Below are 11,953 nucleotides of genomic sequence, written 5' to 3'. Positions count from 1 at the left end.
TACGCGTGGGCTCGGCGTGCGTCGATTCGTGATGTTCGTTTCGGAATCGCCATCGACGGGCGACGGTCGGACCGGTCGAGCAGAGTGCGTCCTACGCTCCCCCGCCTCTGTCCGAGGCTCAGCGGAAGCGTTCGGCCTCACGTGCGAGTTGCACGAGGTCGGCGCACAGAGACTCCACCTCATGGGCCGCCGCACCTTCGGCAACGGCTGTCGCCACGTCCTCGGCGGCACATCGAACCTGGAAAACCCGGTCGACCATGGCGGAGGCTTCCTCCGAGGTGAGCACCACCGCATCGGCGGGGATGCTCGTGCCCTTGACCTGGTTGCGCTGCTCGTATGCGCGCTGCCGGCAGGATTGGCGGCAGTACCGGCGGCGCCGCCCCATCCCTGTCTCGGCCACTTCCCGGCCGCACCACACACAGGAATCGGGTCTGCGGGAGGCGCCGGTCATGGTCAACCACCTTACTGCGCGGCGCCTCGAGGCCCGCCCGGTAAGATGTCGAGGTTGCATCTGCGCGGCGTGCGGGAACCAATCGGGAGGCCGTGGCGTTGTAGATGAGTGTGAACGCTTGGTTCTGGTCCAGGCGTACTCGCGCGGAGACGATCGAGGAGAGGACACAACCATGGCAGATCGCGTACTTCGAGGAAGTCGACTCGGAGCGGTGAGCTACGAGACCGACCGTGACCACGACCTCGCGCCCCGTCGGATGGCCAAGTACCGGTGCGACAACGGTGAGGTCTTCGACATTCCCTTCGCCGACGATGCCGAGATTCCCGGCACGTGGCTGTGCCGTAACGGCCTCGAGGGAACCCTGGTCGAGGGCACTGCGCCCGAGGCCAAGAAGGTCAAGCCGCCGCGTACCCACTGGGACATGCTGCTCGAACGCCGTTCCAAGGAGGAACTGGAGGAGCTGCTGAAGGAGCGCCTCGACCTGCTGAAGGCGAAGCGCCGCGGAGCCTGACACAGGCAACCGAACCGTACGAACGCCGTCTCGGCTCTGCCGGGGCGGCGTTCGCCGCGTCCGGGGAGACTGCGACCCCGGCTTCGGCGCGGACGGGGTGTTCGACACGGACGGGGTGTTCGACACGGACAAGCTTCTGTTCGTCACTGGGCTGGTCACCGTCTCGACAGGACTCATCCAAGTACTCCGATCTGCTGAACGCGGGCGCGTTACATTCCGAGCACACAAAGCACCGAGCGTCACGCCCCGAACACGCAGTCGAAGAAACCACGTATGACCGACCTCTCGGGCTTCCGTACCATTTGAGAGGTAGGTCACATGACCGCTCTCAATCTACTATTCGGTACCGCGGAGTCAAGGGTTTGGTCTTCTCTTCGGGTAAATCTCACACCTGGGGTATGAAATCGGCACCCCGAAACCACGACCGGTCGGGCGTCCACGACATTCGGGGTGGTCAACCGCTCGTTTTCCGTACAACCACTCACATTTCGTGGTATTCCCCCATCACCGCCCAAACCAAACCTTCCGGTCTGTCGGGCGGTGATGCGGTCAGCGCACCGAGTGCGGCCGGTTCGCGCTGTCGTCGGGATCGCTGTCCCTGCCGGTGTCGGGCGCGGCGTGCCGCGGCCGAGGATGCGAACGCTCGAGGTGCGGTGCGATCGCGGCGAGAGCAGCTGGCGTCGTCATCGTCCAGTGCGTCGCGTCCACCGGATGCTCGTCGATGCTCCCGCGCACGAACTGGCCCCAGCAGGTCACCGGGTCCACGTGGAAACCGTCGTCCAGGGCGGCGATGAAGAACACCAGATCGCCGTCGAACACCCTCGGCCGGTGTGCGTCGATCAGTGCGGGGGCTCGCAGCGCATTGCCGTAGATCCGTTCGAGTTCCGAAGCGGTCAGCGCCGCCAGCGGCCCTCCGACGACCCGCAGCAGTGCCGCCGCCCGCTCGGCGTCGAACTGTCCGTCCGGCGCGAGTTCGTCGAGCACGCTGTCGTCCGGGAGGTCCAGGCCGACACCGCCGAGAAGATCCGCGGTGGTCGCGGAATTCTCCACGCTGCGGTCGATCCCGACATAGCTGTCGAGGAGCCCCAGCAGACGCACCTCTTCACCGGCGTCCTGCAACTGCACGGCCATCTCGTGAGCGATGACCCCGCCCAGCGACCACCCCACCAGGTGGTACGGGCCGTGCGGCTGGACCGAACGGATCTCCCGGACGTAGCGGGCCGCGAAGTCGGTGATCGTCTCCAGGTGCGGCTCGTCCTCGGTCAGCGCGGGCGACTGCAGCCCGTAGATCGGCCGGTCCTGGGTCAGCTCGCGGCCGAGCCCCGCATAGCTCCAGGCGAGCCCGATGAACGGATGGACACAGAACAGCGGCTCCGCCGTCCCTCTCGTGCGGATCGGGAGCAGCACGTCGAGTGACGCACCGGCACCGTCCACCCCGTCGTTCGTCCACTTCTGGATGCGTTGTCCCAGCGACTGCGGGGTGGGGTCGCTGAACATCCATTGCAGCGGGAAGTCGATTCCCAGCTCGGACCCGAGCGCGGATGCGACCCGGGTGGCGATCAGCGAGTTGCCCCCGAGGTCGAAGAAGCTGTCCGTCACTCCCACGCGGTCGATGCCGAGCACGTCGGCGAACACCGTCGCGACAGCACGCTCGGCCGCCGTTCGCGGCGCCTGGTACTCGTCGGCCGCCGACCGGACGGCCGGTGCGGGCAGGGCCTTGCGGTCGAGTTTGCCGTTCACCGACAGCGGCAGGGTGTCGAGGTGCACGACGCGCGCCGGGATCATGTACGACGGGACGCGGGCCGACAGGTATGCACGCACGTCGGACCAATCGGCCGCGCGCCGGCCCACCAAGTACGCCACCAGCGCTTCCTCGCCGCGGTCGTCGCGGTGCACCACCACGACCGCCTGCGACACGTCCGGATGGGTCTCGAGCGCGGTTTCGATCTCCCCCAACTCGATCCGCTGCCCGCGCAACTTCACCTGAAAATCCGTCCGACCCAGATACTCCAGCGCACCATCGGTGCGGCGACGCACCAGATCCCCGGTCCGATACATCCGCCCACCCGCCACATACGGATTCGCCACGAACCGATCCGCCGACAGATCCGCCCGGTTCAGATACCCCCGCGCCAGCTGGACCCCCGCCAGATACAACTCCCCCGCCACCCCGTTCGGCACCGGATGCAACCGGGCATCGAGCACATGCACCTGCGTATTCCACACCGGACGCCCGATCGGCACCGTCACCGTGTCCGCCGCACCGGTCTCCCAGTACGTGACATCGACCGCCGCCTCCGTCGGCCCGTACAAGTTGTGCAGATCGGCACCACTGACCGCCCGGAACCGCGACACCTGCTCCGGCGTCAACGCCTCCCCCGAACAGAACACCAACCGCAACGAATCACGCTGCGCCGCAACAGGTTCGGCAGTGAACATCGACAGCATCGACGGCACGAAATGGGTGGTCGTCACGTGACGTTCCTGCATCAGCCCTGTCAGATACCGCGGATCGCGGTGTCCGTCCGGCGCGGCGATCACCAGGGAGGCTCCCACCTGCAGCGGCCAGAACAGCTCCCACACCGATACGTCGAACGTCACCGGAGTCTTCTGCAGAACGACGTCCGCACTGGTCAGGGCGTATTCGTGCTGCATCCACAGCAGGCGGTTCACGATCGCACCGTGGGTGACCGCGACGCCCTTCGGCCGGCCCGTCGACCCGGACGTGAAGATCACGTACGCCGTGTTCGCCGGGGACAGCGGCCACAGCCGGTCCGCATCGGTGACGGGCGAGTCGTCGAAGCCGGAGAAATCCTCGGACGCGACGTCGATGACGGGGACCGATCCGCCGCCGGGGAGTCCGGCACCGCTGACCAGGACACATGCCGGCCGTGCGGTGTCGAGTACATACGCGGTGCGCTCGGCCGGATGGTCCGGATCCACCGGCAGGTAGGCGCCACCGGCCTTCACGACGGCGTAGATCGCGACGAGCAGATCGATCGACCGGCGCATCGCGACCGCCACCACCGACTCGGGGCCGACGCCCTGCTCGATCAGTCCGCGCGCCAGCCTGTTCACGCGGGCGTCGAAGTCGGCGTACGTCAACTCGTCCCGGTCGAAGATCACCGCGATCCGGTCGGGGTCCGCCGCGACCCTCGTGTCGAACAGCGACGCCAGGGTCCCGGCGGGCACCTCGTGTGATGTCGCGTTGGTGCCGGCGATCTGCTTCCGTTCGCCGCTGCCGAGGACATCGATGTCGCCGACCGCGGTGTCCGGACTGTCGGCGGCCGCCCGCAGAATCTGCAGGAACCGCTGTCCGAACACGTGCATGGACGGCTCGTCGAACAGGTCGGAGGCGTACGTGAGGCGGGCCGCGATCCCGTCCGGACTTCCCGCCGAGTCGAACTGCTCCATCAGGGTGAGCTGCAGGTCGAACTTGGCGATGTCGACGTCGAAGTCGACGCCGCTCATCGACAGGTCACCCAGTTGAAGTGTCGCCTGGTCGAGGTTCTGGAACGTGAGCATCACCTGGAACAGGGGATGCCGCCCGGTGGACCGCGACGGATTGACGACCTCCACGAGGCGCTCGAACGGGACGTCCGCGTGGGAGAAGGCGGCGAGATCGGTCTCGCGCACGTCGGCGACCAGTTCGGCGAAGGTCCGGCCTCCGTCGACCTGCTGGCGCAGGACCAGCGTGTTGACGAACATCCCGATCAGGTCGTCGAGTTCGCGTTCGCCTCGGCCCGCGACGGGGGTGCCGATGGCGATGTCCCCGGTGCCGGAGAGTCGGCTCAGCAGCACCGCGAGCGCCGAGTGCACGAGCATGAACAGGGACGCGTTCGCGTCCCGCGCCGTACCCAGGAGCGTGCCGTGCAGTTCGGCCGGCACGGCGAAGTCGACGGTGCCGCCCCGGTACGACGCGACCGCGGGACGCGGGCGGTCGGTGGGCAGGTCCAGCTGATCCGGTGCGCCCGCGAGGGTCTGCGTCCAGAACGCGAGTTGCCGTGCCGACACCGATTCGGGATCGGCCTCGTCGCCGAGAAGCGCCCGCTGCCACAGCGCGTAGTCGGCGTACTGCACCGGCAACGGCGCCCAGTCGGGCGTGGTGTCCGCCGACCGCGCCGCGTACGCCGTCATCACGTCCCGCACCATCGGTGCCATCGACCAGCCGTCGCCGGAGATGTGATGGACCACCAGGGCGAGAACGTGTTCCGTCGGAGAGATGCGGAAGATCCGCACCCGCACCGGAACCTCCGTGGTGACGTCGAATCCGGTGGTCACCAGGCCGGCGATCTGAGCGGGCAGCGCAGCCTCGTCCGTCGCGACGACGGACAGCTCGCCCCCTACCCGGTCGACGGGCAGGATCACCTGGTGCGGGCCGTCCGCGGAGTCCGGGTACACCGTCCGCAGCGACTCGTGCCTGCGGACGACGTCGGCGACCGCATGCTGCAGTGCGTCGACGTCCAGCGCGCCCGACAGGCGAACCGCCGCGGGAATGTTGTGCACCGCGGAGTTCGGGTCGAACCTGTTGAGGAACCACATCCGGCGTTGCGCCGACGACAGCGGAATCCGTTCGGGGCGCACCGCCGGTGTCAGCGCCGGGCGGGCGGGTGCGGTCGCCTCGATCGAATCCAGTAGTGCCGCCAGGGCGGCGACGGTGGGCGCCTCGAACAGGGTTCGAATCTCCACGCGGCGCCCGAGCCGCTCGGACAGCCGGGCGACCACCCGGGTGGCGACGAGGGAGTTGCCACCGAGGTCGAAGAAGTTCGCGGCGGCACCGACCTGGTCGACGCCGAGCACGTCGGCGAACACGGCGGCAACCGCTTCCTCCGTGGGCGTCGCGGGAGCGCGATACTCGTCTGTCGCCGAGGCGAAGTCGGGCGCAGGAAGGGCCTTGCGGTCGAGTTTGCCGTTCGAGGTCAGGGGTAGTTGCGCGAGCACGACGAGGGCGGCGGGCACCATGTAGCTCGGCACCGCCGCGCCGACAGCGGCGAGAACCGCGGCGGAGTCGACGGCGGCGCCGTCCTCGGGGACGACGTACGCGATCAGGGCGGTCCCGGTGTGCGGGTGCTGGTGGGCGACGACGACGGCCTGCCCCACCGCCGCGCTCGACACCAGGGCGGACTCGATCTCGCCGAGTTCGATGCGGAACCCGCGAACCTTCACCTGGAAGTCGGAGCGCTCGAGGTACTCGAGGACACCCCTGCTGTCCCGGACGCGCCAGCGGACCACGTCGCCGGTGCGGTAGAGCCGCGAACCGGATGCGCCGAAGGGGTTGGCCACGAAGCGTTCGGCCGTCAGATCCGCGCGAGCGACGTAGCCGCGGGCCAGTTGCTCACCGGCCAGGTACAGCTCACCCGCCACCCCGACGGGGACCGGGTTCAGCCGGGCATCCAGCACGAACACCTGCGTGTTCCACTCGGGTCCGCCGATGGGAACGGTGTCGATGTCGCCGGCGGTGTGTGTCCAGGCGGTCACGGACACGGCGGCCTCGGTGGGCCCGTACAGGTTGTGCAGCGCGACGGTCCCGAACCGGCGGCGGAAGCGGGCGGCGGTGTCGACGGGCAGCGCCTCGCCGATGCACAGCACCCGCCGCAGGGCCGGCTGCTCCCCGGCATCCGCCAGGAAGGCCTCCAACAGGGACGGCACGAAATGTGCTGTCGTGACGCACTGCTGACGCATCAGGTCCGCCAAGTAGGCCGGGTCGCGGTGACCGTCCGGGCGGGCGATGACCAGTCGGGCGCCCGTGGTCAGCGGCCAGAACAGTTCCCACACCGACAGGTCGAACGTGACGGGTGTCTTCTGCACGACGGCGTCGGTGGTGTCGAGCGGGTATTCATGCTGCTTCCAGCGGAGTTGGTTCGCGATGGCGGCGTGAGTCACGGCGACCCCCTTGGGGCGGCCGGTGGACCCGGACGTGAAGATCAGGTACGCCGTGTTCTCCGGCCGCAGCGGGGCGAGGCGATGCGCATCGGTCACCGGTTCGCGGGGCGAGCCGGCGAGGTCGATGCTGTCGATCTCGATGACCGGGACGTTCACGGAGGCGAACCCGTCCGAGGACGTGGTGAGGATGCACGCCGGGCGTGCGGTCGCGAGCACGTAGGCGAGTCGGTCGGCCGGATGGGTGAGATCGATCGGCAGGTACGCGCCGCCGGCTCGCAGCACCGCGTACATCCCGACCAGCAGTTCGATCGACCGGTTCATCGCCAGTCCCACCACGGATTCCGGTCCCACCCCGCGAGCGATCAGCCGGTGGGCGAGGGCGTCGACACGGCGGTCGAACTCTGCGTACGTCAGTTCGGTGCCCTCGAAGAACACCGCGGCCTTGTCGGGGGTGCGCGACACCTGGGCGGAGAACAGTTCGGCGAGCGTCGTCGGCGGCAGATCGACGCCGCTGTCGTTGAAGTCGGCGAGGACCGACTGCCGTTCGGGGCCGTCGAGGAGGTCGATGGCCCCGACGGCCACGTCCGGATCCTGTACGACCGACTCGAGGACGCGGGTGAAGCGTTCCGCGAACGCCCGCACGGTGGATTCGTCGAAGAGGTCGGTGGCGTAGGTGAACTGGGCCTCGATCACGTCCGGGGATCCGTCGGCGTCGTGCTTCTCCGACAGTGTCAGGTGCAGATCGAAGTTGGAGATCGTGTTCGGTACGTCGAGTCCCTCGACGTGCAGTCCGGGAAGCTCGAGCGTGGTGGTGGCGAGGTTCTGGAACGAGAACGCGACCTGGAACAGCGGGTGGTGCGCGCGGGACCGGGCCGGGTTCAGCACGTCGACGAGGCGCTCGAACGGAATGTCGGAGTGCGCGAACGCATTCAGATCGACAGACCGCGCGTCGGCGAGGCTGTCGGCGAACGAACTCGCGAGGTCCACGGGGGTGCGCAGCACCAGGGTGTTCACGAACATCCCGACGAGTTCGTCGAGGGATTCCTCACCGCGGCCGGCGATGGGTGCGCCGACGGCGATGTCGGATTCGTTGCTCAGTCGCGCGAGAAGCACCGCGAGCGCGGTGTGCATCACCATGAACAGGGACGTGTTCCGGCCGCGGGCGAGCGCCAGCAGGGCGCGGTGGGTGCCGGCGCCGATGGTGAACGGCACGTGCGCGCCCCGGTGCGACGCGACCGCGGGACGGGGACGGTCGGTCGGCAGGGACAGCCGGTCCGGCAGACCCTCCAGTGTGCGGGTCCAGTAGGCGATCTGAGCGGCGGCGACAGATTCGGGATCGGCCTCGTCGCCGAGGAGTTCCCGCTGCCACAGGCTGTAGTCGGCGTACTGCACCGGCAGCGGCGTCCAGCGGGGAACGTGTCCCTCGGCGCGGGCGGTGTAGGCGAGCATGACGTCGCGGGCCAGCGGGGCGAGCGACCAGCCGTCACCCGAGATGTGGTGGGCGACCATCACGAGCACGTAGTCGTCGGCGCCGACGCGGTACATCCGGGCCCGCAGGGGCACGTCCGCGGTCACGTCGAAGCCCGTCGTGACGAGTGCGAGCACCCGCTCGAGGACGTCGTCGGGGTGCGCCGTCACCGGTGTCAGGTCGGGCACCGCGTCCCCGGCGGGCACGATCACCTGGTGCGGACCGTCGGCGGAGTCGGGATAGACGGTGCGCAGCGCCTCGTGCCGCCCGACGAGATCGGCGATCGCGATCTGCATGGCACGCAGGTCCACCTCGCCCGACAGCCGGAGCGCGACCGGCAGGTTGTAGGCGGGCGATGCGGTGTCGAACTGGTTGATGAACCACATCCGCTGCTGGGCGAGCGACAGCGGAATGTGTTCGGGCCGGGGCTTCGCCGTCAGCGCGGGGCGCCGCACACTGTGGGCGGTGGTCTCGGTGATACGTGCCGCGAGCGCGGCCACGGTCGGCGACTCGAACACTTCACGGACCCCGACGTGGACGTCGAGTGCCGCGTTGATCCGCGACACCACCTGGGTGGCGAGCAGCGAGTTGCCGCCGAGGTCGAAGAAGCTGTCGTGGATGCCGATCTCCGGCAATGCGAGGATGTCCGCGAAGATACCGGCGACGATCACCTCCATCGGGTTCCGCGGTGCCTCGAATGTCGTGGCCGCGGCGGCGAAGATCGGCTCGGGCAGCGCGGCCCGGTCGAGCTTGCCCGCCGGGGTGAGCGGCAGGGCGTCGAGGAGGGTGACGGAGGCGGGAACCATGTAGGCGGGCAGGGTGCGTCCGACGAAGTTCGCGACCTCGACCCGGTCCACGTCTTCACCGGTGAACGGCAGCACGTACGCGACGAGGGAGGTCTCCCCGTTCGGGTGCTCGTACCCGATCGTGGTGGCGTACTCGATCTGCGGGTGTGCGGTGAGCGCGGCATCGATCTCGCCGAGTTCGATCCGGAATCCGCGGATCTTCACCTGGTGGTCGGTGCGGCCGACGAAATCGAGGACGCGGTTCTCCCGCCACCGGACGAGGTCGCCGGTGCGGTACATCAGGTCGCCGGGCTCGCCGTACGGGTCGGCGACGAAGCGTTCGGCGGTCAGTCCCGGCCGTCCGAGGTAGCCGCGGGCGAGGCTCGGGCCTCCGACGTACAGTTCGCCCGGCACACCCACCGGCACGGGGCGCAGCCGGCCGTCCAGCACGAGTGCCCGCACTCCGCGGCTCGGGCCGCCGATGGTGACCGGTTCGCCGGCGCGGAGGGGTTCGGTGATGGACGACATGATCGTCGCCTCGCTGGGGCCGTACGCGTTGACCATGCGACGCCCGGGCGCCCAGCGGGCGACCAGTTCCGGTGGGCACACGTCACCGGCGACCACGACCACGGCGAGGTCGTCGAGCCCGTGATGGTCCACCGACGCCAGCGCCGCCGGAGTGGAGAACGCATGGGTGACGTGTTCCGCGGCGAGCAGTTCCGCGAGTTCCGATCCGCCGTAGATCGTGGGCGGGGCGATGACCATCGTGGCTCCCGCGCCGAGTGCCATCAGCATCTCGAACACCGAGGCGTCGAAACTCGGGGACGCGAAATGCAGTGTCCGCGAACGGGAGGTGACCCCGAGGAGCTCACGCTCGTCGGTCACCAGATTCATCAAACCGCGATGCGTGACCGCGACTCCCTTGGGCCGGCCGGTGGACCCCGACGTGTAGATGACGTACGCCACCTGGTCGGACAGGATCGGGCGCATGCGGTCGCGGTTGGTGAGCGGCAACCGGGATTCGTGGGTGCAGCGCACCTCGACCGCCGGGTCGTCGAGGAGCATCCACCGGATCGAGTCCGGGAGCAGATCCTGTTTCGCGGACACGGTGATCCCGACCATCGCCCCGGAGTCCTGCACCATGTGCAGAATGCGGTCCGCGGGATAGCCGGGGTCGACGGGCACGAACGCGGCACCGGTCTTGGCCACCGCCCACACGGCCACCACGGATTCGACGGACCGCGGCAGCGCCAGCGCGACCCGGGTTTCGGGTCCCACTCCCCTGTCCACGAGCAACCGGGCAAGCTGATTCGACCGTTCGTCGAGGTCCCGGTACGTGAGGCTCTCTTCGTCGAAGACGACGGCGGGTCCGTCCGGTGCCGCGGCGACGGCGTCGGCGAGGATCTCGGGCAGCATCTGCACCGGTCGCGGGTCGGCGCCGCGCACCGGGGTGAGCGCCGCGTATTCCTCGTCGCCGAGGACCGGAATGTCACCGATCGGCCGCTGCGGGTCGGCGACGACCGCCTCGAAGATCCGCCGCAGCCGGGTCGCGTACTCGGCGGCGGTGCTCTCGTCGAAAATGTCTGTCGCGTAGACCAGTTCGGCGTCGATGCCGGCGGCCTCGGACGCGTCGCCGAGGCGCTCGGTGAGCGTGAAGTGCAGGTCGAACTTCGCGATGCTCGCGTCGAGGGTGAGCGGCTCCACCGACAGCCCGTCCAGTTCGAGTCGGTCGGCGGAGACCGCCTGCACGCCGAGCGCCACCTGGAACAGCGGGTGGTGCGAGGTGGAGCGGACCGGGCTGAGTACCTCCACCAGCCGCTCGAACGGCAGGTCCGCGTGGGCGAACGCCTCGAGGTCGACATCCCGGGCCTGTTCGAGCAGCGACACGAACGACGCCCCCGGGTCCAGCGTCGTGCGCAACACGAGGGTGTTGACGAACATGCCGATGATGTCGTCGAGTTCCACCCGGCCGCGACCGGCGATCGCCGTGCCGACGGTGATGTCGGAGCTGGTGCTGAGCCGGCCCAGCAGGACGCTGAGCGCGGCGTGGGCGACCATGAAGATGCTGGCGCCGTTCGCGCGTGCCAGCTCGGCCAGGGCCCGGTGTGTGTCGGCGTCCAGGGTGAAACGCGTTGCCGCACCCCGATGCGACGGAACGGCCGGCCTGCCCCGGTCGCCCGGCAGGTACAGCTGGTCCGGGACACCGGCGAGTGTCCGGGTCCAATACTCGAGCTGGGCGGCGGCGAGGCTGCCCGGGTCGGATTCGGCGCCGAGCACCTCCCGCTGCCACAGCGCGTAGTCGGCGTACTGCACCGGCAGCGGTGCCCAGGTGGGCGCACGGCCTGCCGCGCGGCTCGAGTAGGCGATCATCACGTCCCGGATCAGCGGTTCCATGGACACGCCGTCGGCGGAGATGTGATGGACGACGAGAGCGAGCACGTGCTCGGTGTCGCCGAGCGAGTACACCTTCACCCGCAGTGGCACGGCTTGGGAGACGTCGAAGCCGGTCAGCAGGAACTGCTCGAGATCCGCGCGTAGCCCGGCCTCGTCCACGCGGACCGGTGCGGCGTCGGGGGTGAACTCTCCGGGTTCGAGGATCACCTGGTGCGGTCCGCCCCGGGAATCGGGGAAGACGGTCCGCAGCGATTCGTGCCGGGTGATCAGATCGTCGATCGCCGCGGCCAGCGCCGCCGTGTCCAGCGGTCCGGTGAGCCGGACCGCGGCGGGGAGGTTGTATGCGGGCGAGGACGTTTCGAACTGGTTGAGAAACCACATCCGCTGCTGCGCGAGTGAGAGGGGGATCCGGTCGGGGCGGACCGCCGCCGTCAGGGGTGCGATCGGCGTGGTCGGACCGT

3 protein-coding genes (1 of these 3 cut by a window edge) are annotated in these 11,953 nt (G+C 69.1%); 1 reads left to right on the top strand and 2 read right to left on the bottom strand.

Annotation, left to right across the window (positions count from 1 at the left end; genetic code table 11):
• Positions 1-118 precede the first annotated feature (118 nt).
• Positions 119-451: a hypothetical protein gene (locus tag QM693_RS15455; protein ID WP_005246337.1), complete on the bottom strand. Its 333-nt coding sequence runs from the start codon at positions 449-451 to the stop codon at positions 119-121.
• 172 nt (positions 452-623) lie between these two features.
• Between QM693_RS15455 and QM693_RS15450 the strand changes: the two genes are divergently transcribed.
• Positions 624-962: an RNA polymerase-binding protein RbpA gene (locus QM693_RS15450; RefSeq protein ID WP_005255751.1), complete on the top strand. Its 339-nt coding sequence runs from the start codon at positions 624-626 to the stop codon at positions 960-962.
• A 549-nt stretch (positions 963-1,511) separates the two neighbouring features.
• On the opposite strand, the gene QM693_RS15445 is transcribed toward QM693_RS15450, so the two are convergent.
• On the bottom strand, positions 1,512-11,953 hold the final stretch of the coding sequence (locus tag QM693_RS15445; protein WP_283352790.1) for a non-ribosomal peptide synthase/polyketide synthase. Its footprint extends 19,099 nt past the window's final position; only the last 10,442 of its 29,541 coding nucleotides appear in the window; its start codon lies beyond the right edge, outside the window; it ends in the stop codon at positions 1,512-1,514.

Origin of the sequence: Rhodococcus sp. IEGM 1305 (assembly GCF_030058635.1) — a bacterium.
GTDB lineage: Bacteria > Actinomycetota > Actinomycetes > Mycobacteriales > Mycobacteriaceae > Rhodococcus_F > Rhodococcus_F opacus_D.
The sequence above is the reverse complement of the archived record's forward strand: the minus strand, read 5'-3'. Positions and strand labels throughout refer to the sequence as shown.

Excerpts from the sequence above, each read along its gene's own strand:
- QM693_RS15455 (WP_005246337.1), bottom strand. The coding sequence starts at position 451 with ATGACCGGCGCCTCCCGCAGACCCGATTCCTGTGTGTGGTGCGGCCGG.
- QM693_RS15450 (WP_005255751.1), top strand. The coding sequence starts at position 624 with ATGGCAGATCGCGTACTTCGAGGAAGTCGACTCGGAGCGGTGAGCTAC.